Source organism: Streptomyces sp. RKAG293 (genome assembly GCF_023701745.1).
Lineage (GTDB): Bacteria > Actinomycetota > Actinomycetes > Streptomycetales > Streptomycetaceae > Actinacidiphila.
The window spans coordinates 3,956,109-3,982,303 of sequence record NZ_JAJOZB010000001.1 but is presented as its reverse complement, the minus strand read 5'-3'; the positions used below and the strand labels follow the sequence as shown (position 1 = coordinate 3,982,303).

Sequence of the window (26,195 nt, the reverse complement as noted above, 5' to 3'; positions counted from 1 at the left end):
TGGTCTCCTGCACGTCCTCGGCCACCTCGTCAGCCTATGCGTTCCCCGGAGCGTGCCGGGGCCGGTGCGCGGGTGCCGGGCGGGTGCGCACTCCGGCCGGGGGTCCGTTTCGTCTTGGGTGGCCCTGACCCCTACCGCCGGTAACCGCAGTGGTCTACCGTACCAATCGTGCCAGTGATTGCTGGCGTGATTGAACGCAGGGAGGCGGCGCCATGGCTGAGCACGTGCGGGTGGCGGTGATCGGATCAGGGTTCGGCGGGCTCGGCGCGGCCGTCCGGCTGCGCCGGGAGGGCATCACGGACTTCGTGATCCTCGAACGCGCCGGCTCGGTCGGGGGGACCTGGCGCGACAACAGCTACCCGGGATGCGCCTGCGACGTCCCCTCCCACCTGTACTCGTTCTCCTTCGCGCCGAACGCGGACTGGCCCCGTACGTTCTCCGGTCAGCCGCACATCCGCGCCTATCTGGAGCGGGTCACCGACACCTTCGGGCTGCGGCAGCATCTGCGGTTCGACTCCGAGGTGCTGCAGGCGAGCTGGGACGACGAGGCCAAGCACTGGCGGATACGGACCACGCAGGGCGAGCTGACCGCCGATGTCGTGGTCTCCGCCACCGGCCCGCTGTCCGACCCCAAGCTGCCGGACATCCCCGGGCTCGACACGTTCCCCGGCGCGGTCTTCCACTCCTCGCGCTGGGACCACGACTTCGACATCAAGGACAAGCGCATCGCGATGGTCGGCACCGGTGCCTCCGCGATCCAGATCGTGCCGTCCATCCAGCCGCAGGTGAAGTCGCTGACCGTGCTGCAGCGCACCCCGCCGTGGGTGATGCCGCGGATGGACCGCGGCATCAACAAGGCCGAGCGGTGGCTGCACGGCACGGTGCCCGGCACCGCGAAGGCGCGGCGCGGACTGCTCTGGCTGATCAGGGAGTTCCAGGTCGGCGCGTTCGTCAAGCGTCCGCAGCTGATGAAGGCGACCGAGCAGATCGCGAAGAACCACATGCGCCGCGCGATCAAGGACCCGGCGATGCGGGCGAAACTGACGCCCGACTACACCATCGGCTGCAAGCGCATCCTGCTCTCCAACGACTACTATCCGGCGCTCGCCCAGCCCAACACCGAGGTGGTCACCTCGGCGCTCCAGGAGGTGCGCGGCTCGACGATCGTCACGTCGGACGGCACCGAGCGCGAGGTCGACGCGATCGTCTTCGGCACCGGCTTCCATGTGACGGACATGCCGATCGGCGACCGGATCACCGGCGTCGGCGGCCGTTCGCTGGCCGAGCACTGGAAGGGCGGGATGGCCGCGCTGCGCGGCACCACGATCGACGGCTTCCCGAACCTGCTGCTGATCATCGGCCCCAACACCGGCCTCGGGAACAGCTCGATGATCCTGATGATCGAGTCGTCCATCAACTACGTCGCCGACTACCTGCGCACCCTGGAGCGGACCGGGGCGGCCGCGCTGGACGCCAAGCCCGCGGCGGTCAGGGCGTGGAACGCCGAGATGCAGCGGCGGACCGCCAGGACCGTGTGGAACACCGGCGGCTGCAAGAGCTGGTACCTGGACTCCGAGGGCCGCAACACGACGGCCTGGCCCGGCACGACGGCCGAGTTCCGGCGGGCCACCCGCGCACTGAAACCGGCGGAGTACGACCTGGTGCCGGCGCCCGTGCGCACGGCGGAGCCGGTGGAGGTGCCCGCGTCATGAGCAGGATCACCGCAAAGGGCGCAGCGGCGGCGGACAGCCCGTTCACCCTCCCCACCCCCCGCCGGGAGCTCGTCGTGAACTCGGCGGACGGCACCCGGATCCACGTCGAGGAGCACGGGCCGGCCGGCCGGCCGACCGTCGTCCTGATCCACGGCTGGACCTGTTCCACGCTCTTCTGGGCACCGCTGATCCGGGACCTGACAGCCGACTTCCGGGTGATCGCCTACGACCAGCGCGGACACGGCCGCAGCGGCACCCCGCACCGCACCGGCTACAGCACGCGGGTACTGGCCGACGATCTGTCGGCGGTGCTGCAGGCCGTCGTTCCCGAGGGGGAACGGGCGGTGCTGGTCGGCCACTCGATGGGCGGGATGACGCTGATGGCCGCCTCCGGCCGCGCCGCCGTACGCTCCCGCACGGCCGCCACGCTGCTGGCCAGCACCGGCAGCGGACGGCTGCTCGCCGAGACCCAGGTGCTGCCGCAGCGGTTCCGCTCCCAGAAGGTCCGCGACCGCTTCCACCGGCTGCTGCTCAGCTCGCGCGCCCCGCTCGGGCCGGTCAGCGGGATGTCGCGCGCGGCGCTCAAGTACGGCGTGATGGCGGCGGGTTCGACCCCGGAACAGGTCGCCGCGACCGCGCGTATCGTGCATGCCTGCGGGACCCGGCCGCGCTCCGCGTGGGGACGGGTGCTGGCGGGACTCGACCTGGACGCGGCGCTCCGCGGGATCACCGCGCCGACCGCCGTCCTGGTCGGCACGGCGGACAAGCTGACCCCGCCGGTGCACGCGCGCGGCATGGCCGCCGCGCTGCCCGCCTGCGTGGGTCTGACCGAACTCGAAGGCCTCGGCCATATGACACCCATCGAAGGCACGGCCGCGGTCGCGGGCGTCGTCCGCGGTCTGGTCAGGGACCACCTCCCGGTCCAGGAGAACCTTTCCGTGAAGGAGCAGACGGTATGAGCCAGTCGTTGAACGGACAGGTCGTGGTGGTCACGGGCGCCGCCCGCGGGGTCGGCGAGATGCTCGCGCGCAAACTCGCGCGGCGCGGCGCCAAGCTGGCGCTGGTCGGCCTGGAGCCGGACCAGCTCAAGCTGGTGGCGGAGGGGCTCGGCGGCGGCGCGGCGCACTGGGTCGCCGATGTCACCGACCTCGCGGCGATGGAGCGGGCCGCGGCCGAGATCCTGGAGCACTTCGGGCGGATCGACGTCGTGGTCGCCAACGCGGGTGTGGCGACCGGGGGTCCGTTCCTGGACTCCGACCCCGTCGCGTTCGAGCGGGTCATCAACGTCAACCTGCTGGGCAGCGTCACCACCGCCCGCGCCTTCCTGCCCGCGCTCCTCACCTCGCGCGGCTATCTGCTGCAGATCGCCTCGCTGGCGGCGATCACCCCGGCCCCGATGATGACCGCGTACTGCGCGAGCAAGGCGGGCGTCGAGGCGTTCGCGCACAGCCTGCGCGCCGAGGTCGGCCACAAGGGCGTCAAGGTCGGCGTCGGGTATCTGAGCTGGACCGACACCGACATGGTGCGCGGCGCCGACGAGGACGAGCTCATGCGCCACATGCGCGCCAAGCTGCCCTGGCCGGCGAACCGCACGTACCCGCTGGAGCCGGCCGTCGAGCGGATCGCCGCCGGGATCGAGCGGCGCTCGCCGCATGTGTACGCGCAGTGGTGGCTGCGTGGCATGCAGTCGGTGCGCGGCTGTCTGCCGTCGGTCATCGGAGGTGCGCTCGGGCAGCGGGAGATGCGCCGGGCCGAGCCGCGGTTCGCCGCCACGGCGGGCACCCGGCGGGGGCTCGTCGGACGGGGCGGAGAGGCGGACGAGGCAGCGCAGTCGTCACGCTCCGTAGGGTGACAAAAGGATAGCTGACCTGCGGTTTTTCTCCCGACATGCGAGCTATGTCCGCCCGTGTCAGTCTGGTCGAGGCCCCAACCCGACAAACTCCAGGAGGAGTGATCATGGGCGGTTTCGACCAGTTCAAGGACAAGGCCGGCAACCTCTCGAACAAGGCCAAGGAGGCCATGGGCGAGAAGCGGGACAAGTCTGCGGAGATGGAAGACGAGAACCGCGACAAGGCTGCCGACATGCGCGACCAGGGCAAGGACAAGGCCCAGGACGCGGCCGAGGACGCCCAGGACAACTGGAGCTAGTCCGCCTGCGCGGCGCGAACGGTGAAGGGGCGCACCCGTCGAGGGTGCGCCCCTTCATGCTGCGCCGACCCCTTCATGCTGCGCCGACCCCTTCATGCTGCGCCGACCCCTTCATGCTGCGCCGACCCCTTCATGCTGCGCCGACCCCTTCATGCTGCGCCGACCCCTTCATGCTGCGCCGACCCGTTCATGCTGCGCCGACCCCTTTCGCCCCGGACCGGATCAGCGCGGCGGCAGCGGCGGGCGGCGGCGGTCCGGGCGCCGGGAGAGGTCCGGCGGGGTGACGGCGGGGTGTTCGGCCAGCAGCGCGAGGGCCGTGTCGACGGCCACGTCCAGTTGGGCGTGCCGCCCCTCCGCCCAGTCCAACGGGGTGCGCAGCGACTCGACATCGGGATCGACGCCGTAGTTCTCGACGCCCCACCCGTACGCGTCGAACCAGCCCGCGTTCATCGGCACCGTGATCACCGTGCCGTCCCCCAGCTTGTGCCGGCCGGTCATCCCGACCACGCCGCCCCACGTCCGCAGCCCCACCACCGGGCCGAGGCCCAGCAGTTTGAACGCGGCGGTGATCATGTCGCCGTCGGACGAGGTCGCCTCGTCGGCGAGCGCGACGACCGGACCGCGCGGCGCTTGGCTCGCGTACGAGACGGGCTGCGCGTTGCGGGTCAGGTCCCAGCCGAGGATGGTGCGGGTGAGCTTCTCGACGACGAGTTCGCTGATGTGCCCGCCGGCGTTGCCCCGGACGTCCACGATGAGCGCCTCGTAGGCGACCTCCATCCGCAGATCGCGGTTGAACTGCGCCCAGCCGGAGCCGCCCATGTCGGGGATGTGCAGATAGCCGCACCGGCCGCCGCTCAGATTCCGTACGACGGCCCGCCGTTTGGCGACCCAGTCCTGGTAGCGCAGCGGCCGTTCGTCGACCAGCGGGACGACGGCGACCCGGCGCGGATGCCCCTCGCCGGGCGGGGTGAACGTCAGCTCCACGGTCGTGCCGCCCGCGCCCGCGAGCAGCGGATACGGTCCCGCGCACGGGTCGACGGGGCGCCCGTCGACATGGGTGAGCACCGCGCCCTCGCGGATCCCGGTGCCGGCCAGTGGCGAGCGGGCCTTGGAGTCCGAGGACTCACCGGGCAGGATCCGCGCCACCGTCCACGTACCGTCCTTGTTGTGCTGGAAGTTGGCGCCGAGCAGCCCGATCGGCCGCTGGTAGTGCGCCGGGCCCTCGTTGCGGCGGGCGGGGCTGACGTAGGCGTGCGAGGTGCCCAGCTCGCCGAGGAGCTCGCGCAGCAGATCGGCGAACTCGTCGGGGGTGGCGACCCGTTCGACCAGCGGCCGGTACTGGTCGAGGATCGCGGGCCAGTCGATGCCGCACATGTCGGGGGCCCAGAAGTAGTCCCGGATGAGCCGGCCGGCCTCGGCGTAGGACTGCTGCCATTCCGAGGGCGGGTCGACCTCGTGCAGGATCCGCCGCATGTCGACGAAGACCGTCGAGTCGTCGTCGCCGCGCTCGGTGGCCGGGAGCACGGCCAGTTCGCCCTCGTCGAAGACCGCCAGCCGCTTGCCGTCCCCGCTGACCGCGTACCAGTCCATGTGATGGACGAGCTCGGTCCGCTTGGACTTGCCCAGGTTGAAGTACTCCAGGGTCGGGCGCGCGGAGGGGTCCGTCGGGTTGGTGAACGTCTCGCCGAGCGCGCCGGAGATCGGCCAGCGCAGCCACACCAGGCCGTCCGCCACCGGCTCCAGTGCCGAGTACTTGGACGCCGGGACCGGGAACGGCGTGACGCGGCTCTCCAGCCCCTCCGTCTCGACCACCACCGGACCGTCGCCGCCGCCCTCCGCCGGATCCAGGCCGCCGCCGATCGGGCGGCCGTCGACGGGCAGCGCGAACGGTGACGGCGTCGCGGAGTTCAGCGGTACGAGGTAGGGGCGGCAGCCGAGCGGGAACGACAGGTCGCCGGTGTGCACGTCGTAGACCGGGTCGAAGCCGCGCCAGGACAGGAACGCCAGATAGCGGCCGTCGAGGGTGAAGACCGGCTGCTCGTCCTCGAAGCGGCCGTTCGTCACGTCGATGATCATGCGGTCCGCGAGCTTGGCGATCTTCACCGAGCGCAGCGACCGGCCGATCCCCGGGTGGGACCAGGTCAGCCAGGCCGAGTCGGGGGAGAACGCGAGATCTCGGACGGGGCCGTTCGTGGACCGGATCAGCTCGGTCACCGTCCCGGACGAGCTGCTCGCGTGGTCGGGGTCGGTCACGAAGCCCCCGCCTTCCGTTTCCCCGTTCCCGCCCGCATCGCCCCCTTCGCCAGTGGCGACGAGCAGCAGCCGCCCGTCGTTCGCGGCGACGGCCAGGGTGCGGCCGTCAGGGGACGAGACCAGCTCCAGTACGCGGCCCAGTTCGCCGACGCCGAGCCGGGGCCCGGTGCCGGTGACGGCGGCGCGGCCGGCGGTGCCGGTGGAGACCGCGGGGGTGTTCAGGGGAGTGGCGGTCTCCTCGTCGTCCTCGTCCAGGGCGTTGCCTTCGTCGTCCTCGTCGAGGCCCTCCAGCGCCGCGCGGACCGCCGGACGGCTGGCCCGGCCCGGCAGATGGGCGATCTCGATGCCGTCCTCGCCCTCCGCGTCCGTGACGAAGGCGATCCGGCCGGTGTCCCCGAGCATCTCGGGCAGCCGGACGCGCGCGCCCGGCTCGTCGGCGATGGTGCGGGCCGGTCCGTCGCGGTGGGTCAGCCAGTACAGGCTGCCGCGGACGCAGACCGCGCTGGCGCGGCCGGTCCGGTCGCAGGCCAGGCCGTCCAGGTTCGACGCGGCGGGCACCTGGTAGGGCCGCCGGCCGGCGCGCGGGCCGCCCAGCCGGACGTCCAGCTTGCGGGGCCGGGCGCCGGGGGAGAGGTCGTCGACGATCCACAGCTCGCCCGCGCACTGGTAGACGACCCGCTCCCCGTCGGTCGAGGCGCTGCGGGCGTAGAAGTCCGCGTGGTCGGTGTGGCGGCGCAGGTCCGTACCGTCCGGCGCGCACGAGTAGAGATTGCCGACGCCCTCGTGGTCGGAGAGGAACGCGATACGGGCGCCCACGAACATCGGCGAGTTCAGATGCCCGTCGATCGTCGGCACCAGCCGCTCGCCGTGCAGCCACAGCCGCCCCGTCGCACCGCCCCGGTACCGCTTCCAGGCGTGCGGCTCGTGCGGCGGGGTGCCGCTCAGCAGCAGCGTGTGGCGCTCCCCGGCGGCGTCGCTCACCGCGATGTCCGAGACCGGGCCCCACGGCAGCCGGCCGCCGGGACAACCGTCGGTCGGCACGCTGTGGGCCCAGGAGAAGTACGAGAACGGCTGGCCGTGCGAGGAGACCGCGAGGATCTGCCCGTCGGGCGTCCAGGAGCACACGCGGGTGTCGAAGCTGCCCCAGTACGTCAGCCGGCGGGCCGGGCCGCCGTCCACCGGGGCGAGATGGATCTCCGGGTCCAGACTGCGCCACGAGGTGAAGGCGAGGGCGGAGCCGTCCGGCGAGAAGCGCGGCGAGCCGACCCTCGTGCGGTCGGCCGTGACCCGCCAGGCCCGGCCGGGAACGCCGCCCGGCCGCCCCAGGGGTGCGACCCAGACGTCGTCCTCGGCGACGAAGCACAGCAGTTCGCCGTGAATGTGCGGATACCGGAGATACGCGCCATCGCTCACCTACCCCATGGTTCTGGGCATGGGGGGCGCGGGCAACTCGTACGCGCTCCCGATGCACCTGAACCGCTCTTGCACATCACTTGCAGGTAGCCACTATCATCGAACGGTTGACCAGGCAGTACTTGAGGGGACCCCCATGCACGTACCCGACGGATTCATCGACACCCCGGTGTCGGCGGCGACCGGCGTCGTGGCCGTCGCGGCCGTCGCGATCAGCCTGCGCGGCGCCCGCCGCGAGCTGGACGAGCGCACCGCGCCGCTCGCGGGCCTGGTGGCCGCCTTCATCTTCGCCGTGCAGATGCTGAACTTCCCGGTGGCCGCCGGCACCAGCGGCCATCTGCTGGGCGGCGCGCTCGCGGCGATTCTCGTCGGCCCCTACACAGGGGTCCTGTGCGTGTCCGTGGTCCTGCTGATGCAGGGCGTCCTGTTCGCGGACGGCGGGCTCACCGCGCTCGGCACCAACATCACCGACATGGCGATCGTGACGACCGTCGTCGCCTACGCGATCTTCCGCGGCCTCGTGAAGGTGCTGCCGCGCAGCCGCGCCTCCATCACCGTCGCCTCGTTCGCCGCCGCGGTCGTCTCGGTGCCGGCCGCCGCCGTCGCCTTCACCACGATCTACTGGCTCGGCGGCACCACCGACGTGCCGATCGGCAAGGTCGCCACCGCGATGGTCGGCGTCCATGTGCTGATCGGCATCGGCGAGGCCGCGATCACCGCCGCCACCGTCGGCGCGGTCGTCGCCGTCCGCCCCGACCTGGTCTACGGCGCCAGGGGGCTGAGCAAGCCGCTGGAGCTGCGCACCACGCCGACCGGCGCCCCGCTGGTGCCGGGCGAGGCCCGTCCGGCCGCCGTGACCGTGGCCACCCCGGCGCCCGCCGCCGTCGTGACCTCCCCGGCCCCCGCCGGCCGTTCCAACCGGCCGGTCTGGATCGCGGGCCTGATCGCGGCGCTGGCCCTCGCGGGCGGCGTCAGCTACTACGCCTCCGCCAGCCCCGACGGCCTGGAGAAGGTCGCGCACGACAAGGGCATCGACGAGAAGGCCAAGCCGCACGCGACCGACGACTCCCCGCTCGCGGGCTACAGCGTCAAGGACGTCGGCGACGCCCGGCTGTCGGGCGGCCTCGCCGGGGTCATCGGCGTCGGCGCGACCCTGACCGTCGGCTCCGGCGTCTTCATCGTCGTACGGCGCCGCCGCACGCACACCGTCCACCCGATCCAGGGCCAGGGGGCCTGACCATGGGCGCGGGACACGCACACCGGCTCTACCGGCACGGGCACTCGCCCGTGCACGGGATGCCCCCGCACTGCAAGATCGCGGCCGTCTTCGGCTTCGTCCTCGTCGTGGTCTCCACCCCGCGCGAGGCGATGTGGGCCTTCGGCCTGTACGCGGTCCTGCTCGTGGCCGTCGCGTTCCGCGCCCGCGTCCCGATCGCGTTCCTGCTCCGCAGGCTCGTCATCGAGGTGCCGTTCGTGGCCTTCGCCGTCCTGCTGCCGTTCGTCGCGACCGGCCCGCAGGTCCACGTCCTCGGCATGTCGCTGAGCGAGAGCGGCCTGTGGGGCGCCTGGAACGTGCTGGCCAAGGGCACCCTCGGCGTCGCCGCGTCCGTCCTGCTCGCCGCCACCACCGAACTGCGCGAGCTGCTGCTGGGCCTCCAGCGGCTGCGGATGCCGCCGCTCCTCGTCCAGATCGCGTCCTTCATGATCCGCTACGGCGATGTCATCACCGACGAGATGCGGCGGATGCGGATCGCCCGGGAGTCGCGCGGCTTCCAGGCCCGCGGCATCCGGCACTGGCCGGTCCTCGCGAAGTCCGCGGGCGCGCTGTTCATCCGCTCCTACGAACGCGGTGAACGCGTCCACCTGGCGATGGTCAGCCGCGGCTACACCGGCACGATGCCCGTCATCGACGACGTCACCGCCACCCGCACCCAGTGGTCGCACGCCGCCGTGCTCCCCGTACTGGCCCTGGCCGTCTGCCTGACAGGATGGACGCTGAGATGACCACCGAACTGACCCGTGACCCGACCGCCGGCACGATGCCTCCCTCGCTGGACGTGCGCGGCCTCGCCTTCGCCTACCCCGACGGTCACCAGGCCCTCTTCGGCGTCGACCTGAGCGTCGCCCGCGGTGAGCGGGTGGCGCTGCTCGGCCCCAACGGCGCGGGCAAGACCACCCTCGTCCTGCACCTCAACGGGATCCTGACCGGCGGCGCCGGGACGGTCACCGTCGGCGGTCTGCCCGTCGGCAAGAAGCACCTCGCCGAGATCCGCCGCCGGGTCGGCATCGTCTTCCAGGACCCCGACGACCAGCTCTTCATGCCGACCGTCCGCGAGGACGTCGCCTTCGGCCCCGCCGCCGGGGGCCTGCGCGGCCCGGAGCTGGAGGCGCGCGTCATGACCGCCCTCGACCAGGTCGGGATGGCCGACTTCGCGGCCCGCCCGCCGCACCACCTGTCCTTCGGACAGCGCCGCCGGGTCGCGGTGGCCACCGTGCTCGCGATGCGCCCGGAGATCCTGGTCCTGGACGAGCCCTCCTCCAATCTCGACCCCGCGTCCCGCCGCGAGCTGGCCGACATCCTCCGCTCGCTGGACGTCACCGTCCTGATGGTCACCCACGACCTCCCGTACGCCCTGGAGCTCTGCCCCCGCGCGGTCGTCCTCAGCGACGGCGTCATCACCGCAGACGGCCGCACCCAGGAACTCCTCTGCGACGAGGACCTGATGCGGGCGCACCGGCTCGAACTCCCCTTCGGCTTCAACCCCCGCTCGGTGACGGCCCCTACCGCGAGGTAACGTGCCCCCGAGCATCCGACCACCGCACCCGGAGGGCACCGCCATGGCAATGGACGCGGACGTCATCGTCGTAGGAGCAGGGCTCTCCGGGCTGGTGGCGACAGCAGAGCTGGCCGCGGCGGGCCGCAAGGTGATCCTGGTGGACCAGGAACCCGAGGCGTCGTTCGGCGGGCAGGCGTTCTGGTCGTTCGGCGGGCTGTTCCTGGTCGACTCGCCCGAGCAGCGCCGGATGCGCATCAAGGACAGCCCGGAGCTGGCCCTCCAGGACTGGATGGGCACCGCCGGCTTCGACCGTCCGGAGGACCACTGGCCGCGCAAGTGGGCCGAGGCGTACGTGGACTTCGCCGCGGGTGAGAAGCGCGCCTGGCTGCACGAGCGCGGCGTGCGCTTCTTCCCGGTGGTCGGCTGGGCCGAACGCGGCGGCTTCCTGGCGACCGGCCCCGGCAACTCGGTGCCGCGCTTCCACATCACCTGGGGCACCGGCCCCGGCATCATCGAGCCGTTCGTCCGCCAGGTGCGCGAAGCGGTCGCGCGGGGCCGCGTCGAACTGCGGTTCCGGCACCGGGTGACCGGGCTGAACACCACCGACGGCACGGTGGACGGCGTGACCGGCGAGATCCTGGTCGCCGACGGCGCGCAGCGCGGTGAGGCCAGTTCGCGCGAGGTGCTCGAGGCGTTCACCCTGACGGCGCAGGCCGTGATCGTCACCTCCGGAGGCATCGGCGGCAACCACGACCTCGTGCGGAAGAGCTGGCCCGCCCGGCTCGGCACGCCCCCCGAGAAGCTGCTGTCCGGCGTCCCGGCGCACGTCGACGGCCTGATGCTCGGCACGGCCGGTGCCGCCGGCGCGAACCTGATCAACGGCGACCGGATGTGGCACTACACCGAGGGCATCGAGAACTGGGACCCGATCTGGGCGCGGCACGGCATCCGGATCCTGCCGGGCCCGTCGTCGCTGTGGCTGAACGCGCGCGGCGAGCGGCTGCCGGTGCCGCTGTTCCCGGGGTTCGACACGCTGGGGACGCTGGAGCACATCATGACGACGGGCTACGACTACACGTGGTTCGTCCTCACCCAGAAGATCATCGAGAAGGAGTTCGCGCTCTCGGGCTCCGAGCAGAACCCGGACCTGACGGGCAAGAGCGTGCGCGAGGTGCTCAAGCGCGCGCTGCCGGGCGCGACCGGACCCGTCGAGGCCTTCAAGAAGCACGGCCCCGACTTCGTGGTCGAGAAGGACCTGCCGGCGCTGGTCCGGGGGATGAACGCGATCACCGAGGACGCGCTGATCGACGAGACCGCGCTGCGCCGTGAGATCGAGGCGCGGGACCGGGAGATCGCGAACACGTTCACCAAGGACCTCCAGGTCATGGCGATGCGCGGAGCGCGCAACTACCTCGGCGACAAGCTGATCCGCACGGCGTCGCCGCACCGGATCCTGGACCCGAAGGCGGGCCCGCTGATCGCCGTCCGGCTGAACATCCTGACCCGCAAGTCGCTCGGCGGACTGGAGACCGACCTCGGCGGACGGGTGCTGCGCGCGGGCGGGGAACCGTTCGGCGGGCTGTACGCGGCGGGCGAGGCGGCCGGGTTCGGCGGCGGGGGCATGCACGGCTACCGCTCGCTGGAGGGCACGTTCCTCGGCGGCTGCATCTTCTCCGGGCGTACGGCGGGGCGGGCGGCGGCAGCGGCGACGGCGTAGGGCTACCGCGTAAACGGCTACCGCGTAAACGGCGATCGCGTAGGGGCGGGCCGGGTTTCCGGCCGGCGGCGGTTCTGTTCGAAGCGTTGACAGGACTTGGCCAACGCCCAACTATGGGAGCGCTCCCACGTTAAGAGCGTGTAACCGCACCAGGCATCAACGCACCACCTCCCCCGACGACTTGAAAGCTCACCCCCACCCCGGAGGTAGTCCGCACATGAGAGCCGCAGCGCAACAGCCACGCCAGCTACCACCGCCACGACACCGCCGTACGGCCGTGCTGGCCGCAGGTCTCCTCATCGCCACCGCGGGCGGGACCGCGGCCGCGTTCACCGCCACCGACGCCTCGGCCGCCACGGACGCGGTCGCCGGATGCACGGTCGCGTATACGGTGCAGAACCAGTGGGACACCGGCTTCACCACCCAGGTGACCGTCACCAACACCGGCCCCGCGGTCACTTCTTGGACGCTGGGCTGGTCGTTCGCCGGCAACCAGAAGGTCACCCAGGGCTGGAACGCGGACATCGCGCAGAGCGCCGCCGCCGTCACCGCCAAGAACCTGTCGTACAACGGGACCCTGGCGACCGGCGGTTCCACGAACTTCGGCTTCAACGGCTCCTACAGCGGCACGAACACGAGCCCCACCGCCTTCACGCTCAACGGCGTCGCCTGCAACGGCGGCACGCCGACCACACCCCCCACGACGCCACCGACCACCCCGCCGACCACTCCGCCCACGACGCCGCCCACCACCCCGCCGCCCGGCACCCGGGTCGACAACCCGTACGCGGGCGCCAAGGGCTACGTCAACCCCGAGTGGTCCGCCAAGGCCGCGGCCGAGGCCGGCGGCAGCCGCATCGCCAACCAGTCGACCGCCGTATGGCTCGACCGCATCGCGGCGATCAACGGTGTGAACGGTGGCATGGGCCTGCGCGCCCACCTGAACAAGGCGGTCAGCCAGGCCGCGGGACAGCCGCTCACCATCGAACTGGTCGTCTACGACCTGCCCGGCCGGGACTGCGCGGCGCTCGCCTCCAACGGTGAACTCGGCGCGACCGAGCTCGGCCGTTACAAGACCGAGTACATCGACCCGATCGCCGCGATCATCGCCGACCCGGCCTACGCCGCGCTGCGCATCGTCACGATCATCGAGCCGGACTCGCTGCCCAACCTGGTCACCAACGCGGGCGGCACCGCCGGCTCGACCGAGGCGTGCGCGACGATGAAGGCCAACGGCAACTACGAGGCCGGCGTCGGCTACGCGCTGCACAAGCTCGGCGCGTACGCCAACGTCTACAACTACATCGACGCCGGGCACCACGGCTGGCTGGGCTGGGACACCAACATGGGCCCGGCCGCCCAGGAGTTCCTGAAGGCCGCGACGACGGGCGGCGCGACCGTCAACGACGTGGCGGGCTTCATCGTCAACACCGCCAACTACGGCGCGACGACCGAGCCGTTCTTCAAGATCACCGACAACGTGAACGGCACGAGCGTCCGCCAGTCGAAGTGGGTGGACTGGAACCAGTACGTCGACGAGCAGACCTACGCCCAGGCGCTGCGCAGCCTCCTGGTGACGACCGGTTTCAACTCCGGTCTCGGCATGCTGATCGACACCTCCCGCAACGGCTGGGGCGGCGCGGCGCGGCCCGCCGGCCCGGGCGCGACGACCTCCGTGGACACGTACGTCAACGGTGGCCGGCTCGATCGCCGCATCCACCTCGGCAACTGGTGCAACCAGTCCGGTGCCGGTCTCGGCCAGCGGCCCACCGCGGCTCCCGCGTCCGGGATCGACGCCTTTGTGTGGGTGAAGCCGCCGGGTGAGTCCGACGGTTCCAGCACGGCGATCCCGAACGACGAGGGCAAGGGATTCGACCGGATGTGCGACCCGACCTACACCGGCAACGGCCGCAACGGCAACAGCATGTCCGGCGCGCTGCCGAACTCGCCGCTGGCGGGCCAGTGGTTCTCCGCCCAGTTCCAGGAGCTCATGAAGAACGCCTACCCGGCGCTCTGACCGCCCCGGGTTCTGGTCCCGGCCGCGCCCCGCTCGGATTCCACGAGCGGGGCGCGGCTCATGCCCGCTCCCGAAGGTCCCGGAAGGTACCGAGGAAGGCCGGGGTTGGGATGTGGGGGTGCGCCGTGCACCATGGGGGTGCGGATTCATGTCGGGCGCGGAGCGGGAGCGACAACGGTGGTGGACGTCCATGGGACGGTGACGGACGGCTTCGAGCCGGTCCGCGAGGCGTTCGCACGCAACTTCGAGCAGCGCGGTGACCGCGGCGCGGCCTTCGCCCTCTACCGCGACGGCCGCAAGGTCGTCGACCTGTGGGCGGGCACGGCCGCCCCCGACGGCGACGAGCCCTGGCAGGAGGACACCGCGCAGGTCGTCCGGTCCGCCACCAAGGGCCCGGCGGCGGCCTGCCTGCTCCTGCTCCACCAGCGCGGCCAACTCGACCTGGACGCGCCGGTCGGTACGTACTGGCCCGCCTTCAAGGCCGCGGGCAAGGACCGGGTGACCGTACGGGACGTCCTCGCGCACCGGGCCGGCGTCCCCGCGCTCGATGTGCCCCTCACCCCGGAACAGGCCCTCGACGGGGTGTCCGGCCCCCGCGCCGTCGCCGCGCAGGCCCCGCTCTTCGCGCCGGGCACCACCCACGGCTACCACGCCCAGACCTACAGCTGGCTGCTCGGCGAGATCGTCCAGCGGGCGTCGGGGCGCAGCCTCGGCCGGTACATCGCCGAGGAGATCACCCGGCCGCTCGGGCTGGACCTGTGGGTGGGCCTGCCGCCCGGCGAGGCCCACCGCGTCGGGCGGATCGCCGACGTCCCGCCGCCGCCCGCGCCCGCGGCGAGCGGGCTGCGCGCCCGCCCGAAGCAGTCCGTCCACGACGCCTACGCGAACCCGGAATCCCTCACCCGCCGGGCCTTCGCCGCGATCACCCCGCTCCCGGACGAGAACGACCCGGCCTACCGGGCCGGCGAGCTGGCGGCCTCCAACGGCATCGCCACCGCCCGCTCACTGGCCCGCTTCTACGCGGCCCTGATAGGCAACGTGGACGGGTACCTGGCGAGCGACGCCGAGAGCAGGATGCTCTTCGCGCCGGCCACCGTCACCGGCGCCCGCACCGTCGAGTCCGAAGGGCCGGACCAGGTGTTGGTCGTCAACACCCGGTTCGGCCTCGGCTACATGCTGCACGGGCCGGCCTCCCCGTTCCTCGGCCCGGCCTCGTTCGGCCATCCCGGCCGCGGCGGCCCGCTGGCCTTCGCGGACCCGGACGCCGGCATCGGCTTCGGCTACATCACCAACGGCATGCAGAAGAACGTCACCTCCGACCCCCGCGCCCAGGCCCTGCTCCGGGCGGTACGGGACTGCCTGGCGGCGCTGCGGTAGCGGGGGCTTCCGCCGGTTGCGCGCGGCTTACGAGGCCTTGAGGACGGCCGCGACGATGGGTCCTGCGGAGTCGCCGCCGTGGCCGCCGTTGAGGACGACGGCCGCCACCGACACGTCGCCGCAGTAGCCGAGGAACCAGCCGTTGGGCTGGGTGGAGCCGGCCTCCGCCGAACCGGTCTTGGCGCCGCAACCGCTGCTCTGCAGACCGCTCATCGCCTGGGCGGCGGTTCCGCTGACGGCTGTGGTGTGCATCATCGACCGCAGGTCGCTGGTGACGCCGGACGGGAGCCCGCCGGCCTTCGCGACCGGTGCGCCGATCACGTCCAGCGGCACCATCCTCGGCTGATGGAAGCTGCCGGTGGAGGCGGTGGCCCCGATCGAGGCGACGGTGAGCGGGTTCATCTGGAGCTGGCCCTGGCCGATCATCTCCGAGGTCTTCTCGTCACCGGTACCGCCGGGCACCTTGCCCTCGAGGCACTGCACACCGCAGTTCCACGCGGGACCGATGCCGAAACTGTCACGGGCGACGGACGGCAGGGTGTCGGGCTTGATCTCGTCCGAGAGTCTGACGAAGCCGGTGTTGCAGGAGTTCGCGAAGTCCCAGCGGAAGTCCGCCTTCGGATTAGAGCTCTTCTCCACGTTCGTGTACGGCTTGCCCTGCGGAGCGGCGTACTGCACCGCGCAGGACACCGGGTCGCCGGGCTTGACGCCCGCCTTCAACAGGGCCGCCGCGGTGAGGACCTTGAACGTGGATCCGGGCGCGATCTGCGCGCCGAAGGCCAGGTTCTGCCCGGTCGCGGGGTTGTTGGCGACGGCCAGGATCCCACCGGTGTGCGAGTCCAGCGCGGTCACGGCGGAGCCGGACCGCTTCAGGACGGCCTTCTCGGCGGCCGCCTGGATGTCCGCGTCCAGCGTGGTCGGGAACTTGCTGCCGGTGCCCTTGGCGATGACGTGCAGCGTCTCGGTCACGGTGCCGTCCGCGCCGTCGATCCAGGTCTCGACACCGGGGGTGCCACCCGACGCCTTGGATCCGTACTTGGTCCGCAGCTGGGTGAAGAACCGGCCCAGGGACGGGTACTTGACCGCGTCGAGGACCTTGCCGTTCCGGTCGGTGAAGTCCAGCGTGGCCTGTTTGGCGGTGCCGGTCTCCAGGCTCGCGCCCTCCGCCAGTTTCGGGTGCACGACCGCGGCCTTCCACTGCACGACCGGCTTGCCGCTCGCGCCCCGGATCACGGTGAGGGCGGAGTCGTACGCCCACGGCGAGGTCTTGCCCTGGAACGAGAGCGTGGCGGCCACGTTGAACGGCACCTTGGCGCCGACGGCGGTGCCCGGGGTGAGCGTGACGGCCGAGACGTGCGCCTTGTCCTTGTACCCGCTCAGCGCGGTGGTGGCGGTCTGCACGGAGTCCGTGAGGCCCGCGGCCTTCGCGGTGTCCCCCGCGGCCCAGGCGGCCAGGAAGTCGGCCGCCGTCCCGGCTATCTCCTTGGCGTCCGGAGGCGCCGTGCTCTTGGCCGAACCGGCCTTGCTCGTCGACGACGTGCTGTCGCTGTTGAGCGCGTCCAGCACGTTGTAGACCCCGTACCCGGCGACCCCGAGCATCCCGGCGACCACCCCGCCGACTATGCCGAGCTTGGCACCCCGTTGCATTTCCCGTCCCCCCTCGTGAACTGAACGCGTTCAAAGAAAGCGCTCTTCACCGCACTTTACGGGACGGCAGTGACACAGGGGGTCTCATTCCGGGCACGCGTCGATATCAGGTTCGGACCAAGGGTCCAGGACCAGCCACTCCGTTCAACCCGCCCTGAGGGGCCCTCAGGTGTCAGATCCAGGAGTCGAACCACATCCGGGCACGCCAGGCGTCCATGGAGATCGGCATCCCTGTGTAGATGGGGAAGAAGTGCCTTGCAGTGGGTTAGCCCGGGCTCCAGGTGCCCTGTTCTGGGCACCATGTGCCGGTGAAGGCCGGCCCGAGGAGGGGCGCGAGGAAGGCTTCAGCGGCGGGGAGGGCGGTATCCCATGTATCGCAGCTTTGGAGGCCCGCGACATCCGCAGCAGCCCTCCTGTAGCCGGCGGGCCAGCCGTCGTGCGGCGTCACGAAGCGGTCGGGCAGGCGGAGTTCGGGACCGTTGCTGGCGCGGCGGAGCGATGCCTCCGTGTGAAGAGCATGGTGGGTTGCTGCAGCGTCGAGGGCTTCGTTTTGGCTGATGAGGAGGATGTCAGCCAGGTCACGGAAGCGGCCGGAGGGGACGGTGCCATGCCATTCGTGCATGGCGCAGATCTTGTCGGCCAGGTGATCGACAAGGGGGTAGAGCTTGATCGTGGGCCAATCTGTCGGCCAGGGCAGGTCTGGTCGGGGGTAGAGCTGGGCGGATTGAGGAGTGGCGGTGATGTTGCGCCGGGCGACGAGGTCGACGTGGATGGTGTCGACTTTTCTGTTGCCGATAAGGACTTGGAACGACTGCTTGACCCCTCCATTCTCGTTGCCGTGGCGGTCGATTCTTCCTGGGATGTAGCGGAGAAAGTCGTTGAGGTCGAGGGAGGCCGCGTTGAGGAGTGCGTCCAGGGCCTCGTTCATGCTGCTGTCGTTGGTGAGGCGTTGGAGGTCAATATCCTTACTCAAGCGCGCCGCTGCTGGGTAACGCACCAGGAGCGCTTGGCCCCCTTGAGAAGCCATCCATCCGGGTCGGATTGGAAGACACGGGCGGTAAGTCGCTGGAAATAGAACCCGCGCATCACCGCGTCCACAGTGCCGCTCTTTTGGTTCCTGACGATGTCCCTGGCGTACTGTTTGAGGGCCGTTTCGAACGCCAGAGGGGTTTTGTATGTCTTGATCGCATACTCCGCAGGGCCGTTGGTCTTGGACCAGCTGATTGGCATGTGGTCTAGTCGCCCTCAGCGGCGGCAGATTCGGAGGCGTCGAAGTCATCGACTGTCTCCTCGTCAGGTTCGCCTCCGACGGGTTCGGCTGTCGGAAGGGCCCTGCGCGTGCTCAATGCCCCCTGGGCTGAGAAGTTGTGCGTGCCGAGGGACCGCATGGCCTCCTGGAGTGCCTGCAGCCCCGGGCCGCCCATCGCCAGGTTGCGCAAAGACTCCTGGACTGAGGGAGGCAGTACCGTCAGCCCTCGTGTTGCCTCCTGAAGTGCCTGCAGTATGGAACGGCTCAACGCTTGATTATGCAGCGCCTCTTGGTTTAGTGAAATAGCCTTCATCGCCTCCTGAATGCCTTGCATGGCTGGGGCACCCGAGGCTATTTTGTTGACTGATTCCATAAAGGCGGGGTTCAGCGTGATGGTCTGCGCCGCTTCCTGCAGTGCTCGGGCAGTAGACGTCGGAATCGCGATTTCATGCAGGAGCGTTTGGTAGGCCAGGGCTGAGGCAACCGCTCCTTGGCGGCTTGCTGTGGCGAGTTGCTGATCCCGGAGAAGGAAGCCGGCCTGTTCTGCAAGGGTTTCCAGAAGATCAGTTCCTGTGGCATTACGAGGCAGTCCGTAGAAGTGGGTGTAAGACCGGACCCGGGCGGCGAGGGTTCGGGTATCGATGAGGTCTTGCTGGTCCGCTTCGGCAAGAATTCGGCCAACGTGCCCCGCGTCAGCGCGTGATTTGAGAAGGTCGCAGATCGTGCGTTCGACGGTGGTGACCGGCAGGCCGTCAACCATTGTGATGTCTTCTACGGGAACGGCTACCTGGTGGAGGACAACGGCTGGCTCTCGGGTAGTGCGGCGTCGGGGGACGGATATCTGCACCGCATCGGCTGGAATGTCCCCCAGGTCGTGAAGCTGACAAGCTGATGCGTGAGAAACGACTCCAGAGTGCTCGTCACCAAGATCACGTTGCCAGGCGGGGATAGCCGGGTTTAGTCGTAGCCAGGCAACTTTGATGGCCAGGTGAGCGGTGGGTGTGGCGCCTGAGACCTGGTAGACGCTGCGCCCGGCGCGGTGCAACAGGTCGACGCTTGCCAAGCGGGCCAGGTTCACGCGGGAGACGCCAGCGACCTCGGCTTGGGCTGTCGTCACCAGACCCCACTGGTCAGCGGCGATCTCGTTGAGCGTCTTCAGGGCCTCATGCCGATCCATACAGCAATAGTAACAAGGAGTTGCAAGTAGCGCAGCGTTTGCTTCTCTCAGGATGATGCAAACGCTGCGATCAAGTGGAGGCCACGGAACCTCGTCGAGGACAACGGTCACCTCGGGGGCCTGATCGTCCAGCCGCGCTCGGGCGGCATCCAGCGCGACGGCCTCTGAGACGGTGAGGGCGGTGTGCGCGACGCCCAGCGCCCTACGGGTGAGGATCGGCTGCCAAGCAACCGCCAAGAGGGCGAGCGCCGTGGCGACAGCGGAGACCGCTGTCCAAACTGTGTCCCACATGGGTGCTGATTGTTGACCTTCCACTACCGGTGAGCGCCATTCCGGCTACACACCATCTTGGCGATACCGCGTCGTAATGGCTCGGGGGCCCTGGCGGGCTCGGCGGAGCACGCGCCTACAGGTCAGGCGAAGACCCGGCCGGGCCTACCAGCGAGCCTGAGGGAGGCACGCCGTCGGGCCGTGGGCCGTCCGGGGACGGCCCAGCACGACCGGCAACGACCGATGCCGACCGGGAAGCGGTGCGCTTCTGCGGTCGGCATCGGGGTGTTGTTGCAGCTAGATCCAGGAGTCGAACCACATCCGGGCACGCCAGGCGTCCATGGAGATCGGCATCCCTGTGTAGATGGGGAAGAAGTAGATGAAGTTCCAGACAATCAGCAGGACGAGTGTGCCCGCGCCGACCGCGCCCCACATTCGGCGGCGTTCGTCGGAGCCCGGGGGGCCGAGGATCGAGCCGATCATCATCGCTACGGCGAGACAGAGGTAGGGGACGAAGGCGACCGCGTAGAAGAGGAAGATCGTGCGGTCCTGGTACATCATCCAGGGCAGCCAGCCGGCGAACGCGGCGCACAGGATGGCGCCGGCCCGCCAGTCGCGGCGGAAGCCCCAGCGGTAGACCAGGTACAGCAGCGCGAAGCACGCCGACCACCACAGCAGGGGGGTGCCGATGGCGAGGATCTCGCGGGCGCAGCCCTTGGCCGCGGTGCAGCCGGCCTCGCCGTTCTTCGGCGACTCGTAGAAGTAGGAGACGGGCCGGCCCAGGACCATCCAGCTCCACGGGTTCGACTGGTACATGTGCGGCGTGGAGAGGCCGATGTTGAACTGGTAGACCTGGAACTCGTAGTGCCACAGGCTGCGCAGCGCGTCCGGCATCCACGTCATGTCGAACTGGTGCAGGTCGATCCGGCCGATCAGCGGCAGCTTGATGTGGTCGGGGGACAGGCCCTTGCGGTGGGCCGCCCAGTCGCGGCCGTAGCCGCCCTTCGTCACGAACCAGCCGGTCCAGGAGACCAGGTACGTGCCGATGGCGACGACCACGACGGACAGGAACGCCCAGCCGGTGTCCTTGCGCAGCACCGACACGTACGGGCGCCGGGCGCCCGCGACCCGGCGCGAACCGGCGTCCCACAGGATCGTCATCAGCCCGAACGCCGCCAGGAAGTACAGACCGTTCCACTTGCTCGCGCACGCCAGACCCAGGAACAGCCCGGCCGCCAGCCGCCACGGCCGCCAGCCCATGCCGCCGCGGTCCCCGACCCGGCGGTCCGGGCCCGCCACACCGTCCTCACCGACCGGCAGCGCCGCCGCCAGCCGGGCCCGCGACCAGTCGCGGTCCACGACCAGACAGCCGAACGCGGCCAGCGCGAAGAACATGATGACCAGGTCGAGCAGGGCCGTACGGCTCATCACGTAGTGCAGGCCGTCCACCGACAGCAGCAGCCCGGCCAGACAGCCGAGCGCGGTGGAACGGAACAGCCGGCGGCCGATCCGGCACACCATCAGCACCGACAGCGTGCCGAGCAGCGCGACCATGAACCGCCAGCCGAACGGGTTCAGGCCGAACAGCTGCTCACCGACCGCGATGACCCACTTGCCGACCGGCGGGTGCACCACATAGCCCGGATCGGGCGACAGCGGGATGATCTGGGGATCGGCCAGGATCTGCGGATTGGAGATCTTGCCGTCGGTCCAGGTGCCCTCGTAGCCGTACTGGAGCAGCGACCACGCGTCCTTCGCGTAGTACGTCTCGTCGAATATCACCGCGTGCGGGGTGCCCAGGTGCCAGAAGCGGATGAGGCCCGCCATCAGCGCCACCAGCAGCGGACCGCCCCATCCGGTCAGCCGCGCCACCCTCGACGCGGCCGCCTGGCCCAGGCCCAGCGAGCCCCACAGCCGGGTCCCCGGCTCCGGGAACGGCACCACGAGGCGCTCGCGGACGTCCACATGCGGCCGCTCGGTATAGCCGAAGCGGCGCAGCCGCCGCTGCCATGGGCTGGGCTGCGGCTCCGGGAGGAGGAGGCCCTCGTCCCGCTCGGCCTGAGTCGCGGTGTCACTGGTCACCGGGCCATCGTAGGGATGTCGCATGCCGGTTCGGGTCCCGGGCATGCGGATTCCACCCCCGAACCCACCCACTGCTGACGAGAAGCCGTCCTTTTCCCCCTTCCTGTCAGTTTCCTGTCAGCAGTTCAGCGCCCCCGGGGGCACCTCCCAGCGGTAGCCGGGGGATCTGCGGCCAACCGCACCCCCACCCCCAGGCCGCCCGCCGATTGAGGGCAAAGGGCGGGTGGGTGGGAAGCTGGACCCGTGACTAGCTCAGCGGCAGGCGTAGGCGTACTGGTTCTGGCGGGGACCCCCATCGGCGACATCCAGGACGCGCCACCGCGCCTCGCCGCCGAACTGCTCGCGGCGGAAGTGATCGCCGCGGAGGACACCCGGCGGCTGCGCCGGCTGACGCAGGGCCTCGGCGTGCACACGACCGGCCGGGTCGTCTCGTACTTCGAGGGCAACGAGAGCGCCCGTACCCCCGAGCTGGTCGAGGCGCTGGAGAACGGCGCCCGCGTCCTGCTCGTCACCGACGCGGGTATGCCGTCCGTCTCCGACCCCGGCTACCGGCTGGTGGCGGCGGCCGTGGAGAAGGGCATCAGGGTCACGGCGGTGCCGGGCCCGTCGGCGGTGTTGACGGCGCTGGCGCTCTCCGGGCTGCCCGTCGACCGGTTCTGCTTCGAGGGATTCCTGCCGCGCAAGGCGGGGGAGCGGCTGGCGCGGCTGCGCGAGGTGGCCGACGACCGCCGCACGCTGGTGTATTTCGAGGCGCCGCACCGGATCGACGACACGCTGGCCGCGATGGCGGAGGCGTTCGGTCCCGACCGCCGCGCGGCGGTGTGCCGTGAGCTGACCAAGACGTACGAGGAGATCAAGCGCGGCCCGCTGAAGGAGCTGGCCGCCTGGGCGGCGGAGGGCGTGCGCGGCGAGATCACCGTCGTCGTGGAGGGCGCCCCGGAGCGCGGGCCGTCGGACCTCGGCCCGGCCGAACTGGTGCGCCGGGTGATGGTGCGCGAGGAGGCGGGGGAGCGCCGCAAGGAGGCGATCGTGGCCGTGGCGGCGGAGCTCGGCCTGCCGAAGCGCGATGTCTTCGACGCGGTGGTGGCGGCGAAGAACGCGGCCAAGGCGGCGGAGAAGGGGCCTGGAGCGCCTGCGGGGGCCTGAGAACCGGACCCCCGGCCGCGGCCCCGGCCCCGGCCCCGCCCCCGCGCCTCCCCGGCCTACTGACCCATGACGTACTTGACCGTCGGACCGGCCGTCCAGCCGCCGTCCACGGCGAGCTCGGCGCCCGTCACGTACGAGGCGGAGTCCGAGAGCAGGAAGGTCACGGCGCTCGCGATCTCGTCGGCTTCGCCGACCCGGCCCATCGGGGTGTTCGGGAAGTTGCCCTCGCCGCGCTGGATGCCGACGGACGCCGTCATGTCCGTGTACGTCATACCGGGGTGGACGGAGTTCACGCGGATGCGGGCGGTGCCCAGCTCCACCGCGCCGATCTTGGTGAGGCCGCGCACGCCCCACTTGGACGCGCCGTAGCCCGCGGTGAGGGCGAGGCCCATGAGGCCGGCGGCGGACGAGATGTTGACGATCGAGCCCGCGCCGCGCGCCTTCATGGCGGGGATGACGGTCTTCATGCCGATGAAGACGCCGGTGAGGTTGATGTCGAGGACCTTGCGGAAGTATGCGACGGAGGCGTCCTCGAGGAACTTGCCCTCGGCTATCCCGGCGTTGTTGACGAGGCCGTCGATGCCGCCGAACTCGCTGACCGCGAAGTCCGCGACCGCCGCCCAGCCCTCCTCGGACGTGACGTCGTGGCGCAGGAAGCGGGCCCGGTCGCCGAGCGCGGCGGCGGTGGCCCTGCCGTCCTCGTCCAGTACGTCGGTCAGGATGACACTGGCGCCTGCCGCGACCGCCTGACGGGCGGTCTCGGCCCCCAGGCCGCGGGCCGCGCCGGTGATGATGACGGTCTTGCCGGTCAGGTCGTTCATTTTCAAGCTCCCTGTGGAATCGGGGTCGAAGTCGGACTCGGAGTCGGAGTCGGAGTCGGGGTTGTCGTTGGAGGAGTGGCGCCGGTCTCGGGCGCGGGCGCGCGCAGCATGGCGGTGGTCATGCCGACGAGGTCGGCGAGGAACAGCGGCTCGTCGGTGAGGGTCCGCGTGCCGTCGAGGTACTGGCGGGCCCGGTCGCCCAGGGCCGCGCCGATCAGGGTGAGCGCGAGGTCGAGGCGTTCCAGGCGTACGGGCTCCGGCAGCCCGTCGAGGCGGTCCTCGATGAGGAGGATGAGCCGCCAGTAGCCGGTGCCGGCCAGCGTCGGATGCGGGGTGCGGGTGCGTACCCCGCTCTCGTGGCTGAGCTGTGCGGAGATCAGCAGGCAGTGCCGTCCGCCGTCGGTGGCGAGCTCGGTCGCCTCGGCGGTGACGAGCGCGGCGAGCAGCGCACGCAGGTCGGGCCCAGGGCCCTCAGGCAGGCCCGGTTCCGGTCCCTCAGGCAGGCCCGGCCCCGGCCCCGACCCCGGCCCCGCGTCCGCGAGCAGCTCGGCGAGCCGCGGTGCGAGCGCCGCTTCCGTCCGGTCCTGCCGGCCGGCCATGACGGCGTCGAGCAGGCCCTGCCGTGATCCGAAGTGGTACTGGACGGCGGAGGGGTTGGACTGACCCGCGAGACGGGTGATGTCGCGGGTCAGCGCGCCGTCGACGCCCTTGACGGCGAAGAGTTCCCCGGCCGCGCGGAGCAGTTTGCGGCGGGTCTCGGGTCCGGATGTTCTCGCCATGCGAGCATTCTAATGCACAGCATTATTAAGTGTCGTGACGCACGTCACGTGCCTAAACTCGGACGAGGGCAAAGCAAAGTCGCGCACTACCCACTTACAGCCCAAAAGTGCCCCAAGAGTCGTATACCCCTGCTGCGGTATCGGCCGGAAAGGCGTTCGCTGGTAGTGGGAAGACCCGCTCCGGACGCCTCGTCCGGAGGGCAACAGGAGCTGCCATGAGCGAGATCGTCGGATCCGACACCACCGTCTCCGAGGCGTACGCCTTCGCGTGCCTCAGCTGCGGTCACGGCTGGGAGCAGTCGTACGACATCGAGCACCATGTCGACGCGAAGGGTCAGCCCTTCGTCACCTACACCACCGCCGGCGAGAAGGTGCCGTCCCCGCTCACCCGCCCGACCTGCCTGAACTGCGGGGGGCACAAAGTGCGGATCATGCGGTCGGGTCAGGTCTCCGACGTGATGTCGCTGTGGAACACCCCCACGGGCGAGCGCGCCGTGCACCGAACGCACCACTGGTCTCTCCTGCACCGGCTGCATCGCAAGCACGGAGACACCGGCACGGCCTGACGACCGGCACAGCTTGACGACCGGCACGGCCTGACGCCGGGCCCGTCCGATCCCCGGCCGGGCCGACCCTGGACCGGAAGGACCGCCCCCACGCATGACCCCCGGCGGTCCGCCTCCGCCCGGCCTCCGTGCCGCCCGCTCCCCGGGTCTCCATAGGATCGGGGCATGTCCCCGAAGAACGAGAAGTCCGCGGCCCCGCCGGTGCCCGAGCCGCTGCGGGTCCCGGTCGCCGACTCGCACACCCACCTCGACATGCAGGAGGGAACGGTCGAGGAAGCTCTGGCCAAGGCCGCCTCCGTCGGGGTCACCACCCTCATCCAGGTCGGCTGCGACCTGAAGGGCTCGCAGTGGGCGGCCGACACCGCCGCCCAGCACCCGAACGTGTGGGCCACCGTCGCCCTGCACCCCAACGAAGCCCCCCGGATCGTCCACGGCGATCCGGACGGCTGGTCCCGCCAGGGCGCCCGCACCCCCGGCGGCGACAAGGCCCTGCAGGACGCCCTCGACCGGATCGCCGCGCTCGCCGCGCTTCCCCAGGTCCGCGGCGTCGGCGAGACCGGCCTCGACTACTTCCGCACCGGCCCCGAAGGCGTCGAGGCCCAGCAGTACTCCTTCCGCCGGCACATCGACATCGCGAAGGCCGTCGGCAAGGCGCTCGTCATCCACGACCGCGAGGCACACGCCGACGTGCTGCGCATCCTCGACGAGGAGGGCGCGCCCGACACCGTCGTCTTCCACTGCTACTCGGGCGACGCCGCCATGGCCCGGATCTGCGCCGACAAGGGCTACTACATGTCCTTCGCCGGCAACGTCACCTACAAGTCCGCCCAGGACCTGCGGGACGCCGTCGCCGTGGCCCCGCTCGAGCTCCTGCTGGTGGAGACGGACGCGCCTTTCCTGACCCCGGTGCCGTACCGCGGTCGGCCTAACGCGCCGTACCTCGTTCCGGTCACCCTGCGGGCGATGGCCGCGGCCAAGCAGGTTCCTGAGGACGAGCTGGCGTCCGCCATCGGGGCGAACACGGCGCGGGCCTTCGGCTACTGA

At 70.9% G+C, this 26,195-nt stretch carries 20 protein-coding genes; 13 read left to right on the top strand and 7 right to left on the bottom strand.

Going from position 1 to position 26,195, the window contains the following annotated elements; all coding sequences use genetic code 11:
* The first annotated feature begins 212 nt into the window (after nt 1–212).
* The 4 genes from LNW72_RS17470 (at nt 213) to LNW72_RS17455 (ending at nt 3,860) form a co-directional block, all read left to right on the top strand.
* Nucleotides 213–1,712: an NAD(P)/FAD-dependent oxidoreductase gene (locus LNW72_RS17470; protein ID WP_250976275.1), complete on the top strand. Its 1,500-nt coding sequence runs from the start codon at nt 213–215 to the stop codon at nt 1,710–1,712.
* The gene (locus LNW72_RS17465; RefSeq protein ID WP_250976274.1) at nt 1,709–2,671 is read left to right on the top strand and encodes an alpha/beta fold hydrolase; all 963 of its coding nucleotides are present in this window, start codon (nt 1,709–1,711) and stop codon (nt 2,669–2,671) included. Before LNW72_RS17470 ends, LNW72_RS17465 begins: the two co-directional genes overlap by 4 nt.
* Entirely contained in the window at nt 2,668–3,564 is an 897-nt protein-coding gene (locus tag LNW72_RS17460) for an SDR family oxidoreductase (protein ID WP_250976273.1), read from the top strand. Before LNW72_RS17465 ends, LNW72_RS17460 begins: the two co-directional genes overlap by 4 nt.
* 104 nt (nt 3,565–3,668) lie before the next feature.
* Nucleotides 3,669–3,860: a hypothetical protein gene (locus tag LNW72_RS17455; RefSeq protein WP_250976272.1), complete on the top strand. Its 192-nt coding sequence runs from the start codon at nt 3,669–3,671 to the stop codon at nt 3,858–3,860.
* Between the two features lie 222 nt (nt 3,861–4,082).
* On the opposite strand, the gene LNW72_RS17450 is transcribed toward LNW72_RS17455, so the two are convergent.
* Nucleotides 4,083–7,526, bottom strand: a complete 3,444-nt coding sequence (locus tag LNW72_RS17450; protein ID WP_250976271.1) for a S41 family peptidase — start codon at nt 7,524–7,526, stop codon at nt 4,083–4,085.
* Between the two features lie 136 nt (nt 7,527–7,662).
* On the opposite strand from LNW72_RS17450, the gene LNW72_RS17445 reads away from it, so the two are divergent.
* From LNW72_RS17445 to LNW72_RS17420, 6 genes are all read left to right on the top strand, one after another.
* Complete coding sequence (locus LNW72_RS17445) at nt 7,663–8,763, top strand: energy-coupling factor ABC transporter permease (protein ID WP_250976270.1); 1,101 nt, start codon at nt 7,663–7,665, stop codon at nt 8,761–8,763.
* Between the two features lie 2 nt (nt 8,764–8,765).
* Nucleotides 8,766–9,530 (top strand): cobalt ECF transporter T component CbiQ, encoded by a 765-nt coding sequence (cbiQ, locus tag LNW72_RS17440; RefSeq protein WP_250976269.1) that lies wholly within the window; start codon nt 8,766–8,768, stop codon nt 9,528–9,530.
* Nucleotides 9,527–10,321, top strand: a complete 795-nt coding sequence (locus LNW72_RS17435) for an ABC transporter ATP-binding protein (RefSeq protein ID WP_250976268.1) — start codon at nt 9,527–9,529, stop codon at nt 10,319–10,321. The genes cbiQ and LNW72_RS17435 overlap by 4 nt, the downstream gene beginning before the upstream one ends.
* A 43-nt stretch (nt 10,322–10,364) precedes the next feature.
* Entirely contained in the window at nt 10,365–12,020 is a 1,656-nt protein-coding gene (locus tag LNW72_RS17430) for an FAD-binding dehydrogenase (RefSeq protein ID WP_250976267.1), read from the top strand.
* 217 nt (nt 12,021–12,237) lie between these two features.
* Nucleotides 12,238–14,037 (top strand): glycoside hydrolase family 6 protein, encoded by a 1,800-nt coding sequence (locus LNW72_RS17425; RefSeq protein ID WP_250976266.1) that lies wholly within the window; start codon nt 12,238–12,240, stop codon nt 14,035–14,037.
* A 177-nt stretch (nt 14,038–14,214) separates the two neighbouring features.
* Nucleotides 14,215–15,414, top strand: a complete 1,200-nt coding sequence (locus LNW72_RS17420; RefSeq protein ID WP_250976265.1) for a serine hydrolase domain-containing protein — start codon at nt 14,215–14,217, stop codon at nt 15,412–15,414.
* 27 nt (nt 15,415–15,441) lie between these two features.
* On the opposite strand, the gene LNW72_RS17415 is transcribed toward LNW72_RS17420, so the two are convergent.
* The 4 genes from LNW72_RS17415 to LNW72_RS17400 all read right to left on the bottom strand — a co-directional run bounded on the left by LNW72_RS17415 (nt 15,442) and on the right by LNW72_RS17400 (nt 21,863).
* Nucleotides 15,442–17,061, bottom strand: a complete 1,620-nt coding sequence (locus tag LNW72_RS17415) for a penicillin-binding transpeptidase domain-containing protein (RefSeq protein ID WP_250976264.1) — start codon at nt 17,059–17,061, stop codon at nt 15,442–15,444.
* Nucleotides 17,062–17,326: 265 nt separating this feature from the next.
* Complete coding sequence (locus LNW72_RS17410; protein WP_250976263.1) at nt 17,327–18,088, bottom strand: nucleotidyl transferase AbiEii/AbiGii toxin family protein; 762 nt, start codon at nt 18,086–18,088, stop codon at nt 17,327–17,329.
* Nucleotides 18,089–18,296: 208 nt separating this feature from the next.
* A complete protein-coding gene (locus LNW72_RS17405; RefSeq protein WP_250976262.1) occupies nt 18,297–19,778 on the bottom strand; it encodes a type IV toxin-antitoxin system AbiEi family antitoxin domain-containing protein in 1,482 nt (493 codons plus the stop codon).
* Nucleotides 19,779–20,054: 276 nt separating this feature from the next.
* The gene (locus LNW72_RS17400; RefSeq protein ID WP_285370434.1) at nt 20,055–21,863 is read right to left on the bottom strand and encodes a phospholipid carrier-dependent glycosyltransferase; all 1,809 of its coding nucleotides are present in this window, start codon (nt 21,861–21,863) and stop codon (nt 20,055–20,057) included.
* A gap of 219 nt (nt 21,864–22,082) precedes the next feature.
* Here LNW72_RS17400 and rsmI point away from each other — a divergent pair, with 219 nt between their 5' ends.
* Nucleotides 22,083–22,985, top strand: a complete 903-nt coding sequence (rsmI, locus tag LNW72_RS17395) for a 16S rRNA (cytidine(1402)-2'-O)-methyltransferase (RefSeq protein ID WP_138354711.1) — start codon at nt 22,083–22,085, stop codon at nt 22,983–22,985.
* A gap of 56 nt (nt 22,986–23,041) precedes the next feature.
* Here rsmI and LNW72_RS17390 read toward each other — a convergent pair whose 3' ends face one another.
* Entirely contained in the window at nt 23,042–23,806 is a 765-nt protein-coding gene (locus LNW72_RS17390) for a glucose 1-dehydrogenase (RefSeq protein ID WP_250976260.1), read from the bottom strand.
* Nucleotides 23,807–23,808: 2 nt separating this feature from the next.
* A complete protein-coding gene (locus LNW72_RS17385) occupies nt 23,809–24,585 on the bottom strand; it encodes a TetR/AcrR family transcriptional regulator (RefSeq protein WP_250976259.1) in 777 nt (258 codons plus the stop codon).
* 215 nt (nt 24,586–24,800) lie between these two features.
* On the opposite strand from LNW72_RS17385, the gene LNW72_RS17380 reads away from it, so the two are divergent.
* Both LNW72_RS17380 and LNW72_RS17375 read left to right on the top strand, forming a co-directional pair.
* Nucleotides 24,801–25,151, top strand: a complete 351-nt coding sequence (locus tag LNW72_RS17380; protein ID WP_250976258.1) for a hypothetical protein — start codon at nt 24,801–24,803, stop codon at nt 25,149–25,151.
* A 165-nt stretch (nt 25,152–25,316) separates the two neighbouring features.
* Nucleotides 25,317–26,195 (top strand): TatD family hydrolase, encoded by an 879-nt coding sequence (locus LNW72_RS17375; RefSeq protein ID WP_250976257.1) that lies wholly within the window; start codon nt 25,317–25,319, stop codon nt 26,193–26,195.

What these genes read in the sequence shown, in the direction of transcription:
- LNW72_RS17470 (WP_250976275.1), top strand. Translation starts at nt 213, where the DNA reads ATGGCTGAGCACGTGCGGGTGGCGGTGATCGGATCAGGGTTCGGCGGG.
- LNW72_RS17465 (WP_250976274.1), top strand. Translation starts at nt 1,709, where the DNA reads ATGAGCAGGATCACCGCAAAGGGCGCAGCGGCGGCGGACAGCCCGTTC.
- LNW72_RS17435 (WP_250976268.1), top strand. Translation starts at nt 9,527, where the DNA reads ATGACCACCGAACTGACCCGTGACCCGACCGCCGGCACGATGCCTCCC.
- LNW72_RS17430 (WP_250976267.1), top strand. Translation starts at nt 10,365, where the DNA reads ATGGCAATGGACGCGGACGTCATCGTCGTAGGAGCAGGGCTCTCCGGG.
- cbiQ (WP_250976269.1), top strand. Translation starts at nt 8,766, where the DNA reads ATGGGCGCGGGACACGCACACCGGCTCTACCGGCACGGGCACTCGCCC.
- LNW72_RS17400 (WP_285370434.1), bottom strand. Translation starts at nt 21,863, where the DNA reads ATGCGACATCCCTACGATGGCCCGGTGACCAGTGACACCGCGACTCAG.
- LNW72_RS17460 (WP_250976273.1), top strand. Translation starts at nt 2,668, where the DNA reads ATGAGCCAGTCGTTGAACGGACAGGTCGTGGTGGTCACGGGCGCCGCC.
- LNW72_RS17445 (WP_250976270.1), top strand. Translation starts at nt 7,663, where the DNA reads ATGCACGTACCCGACGGATTCATCGACACCCCGGTGTCGGCGGCGACC.
- LNW72_RS17380 (WP_250976258.1), top strand. Translation starts at nt 24,801, where the DNA reads ATGAGCGAGATCGTCGGATCCGACACCACCGTCTCCGAGGCGTACGCC.
- LNW72_RS17455 (WP_250976272.1), top strand. Translation starts at nt 3,669, where the DNA reads ATGGGCGGTTTCGACCAGTTCAAGGACAAGGCCGGCAACCTCTCGAAC.
- LNW72_RS17385 (WP_250976259.1), bottom strand. Translation starts at nt 24,585, where the DNA reads ATGGCGAGAACATCCGGACCCGAGACCCGCCGCAAACTGCTCCGCGCG.
- LNW72_RS17410 (WP_250976263.1), bottom strand. Translation starts at nt 18,088, where the DNA reads ATGGCTTCTCAAGGGGGCCAAGCGCTCCTGGTGCGTTACCCAGCAGCG.
- LNW72_RS17405 (WP_250976262.1), bottom strand. Translation starts at nt 19,778, where the DNA reads ATGTGGGACACAGTTTGGACAGCGGTCTCCGCTGTCGCCACGGCGCTC.
- LNW72_RS17425 (WP_250976266.1), top strand. Translation starts at nt 12,238, where the DNA reads ATGAGAGCCGCAGCGCAACAGCCACGCCAGCTACCACCGCCACGACAC.
- LNW72_RS17375 (WP_250976257.1), top strand. Translation starts at nt 25,317, where the DNA reads ATGTCCCCGAAGAACGAGAAGTCCGCGGCCCCGCCGGTGCCCGAGCCG.
- LNW72_RS17415 (WP_250976264.1), bottom strand. Translation starts at nt 17,061, where the DNA reads ATGCAACGGGGTGCCAAGCTCGGCATAGTCGGCGGGGTGGTCGCCGGG.
- LNW72_RS17390 (WP_250976260.1), bottom strand. Translation starts at nt 23,806, where the DNA reads ATGAACGACCTGACCGGCAAGACCGTCATCATCACCGGCGCGGCCCGC.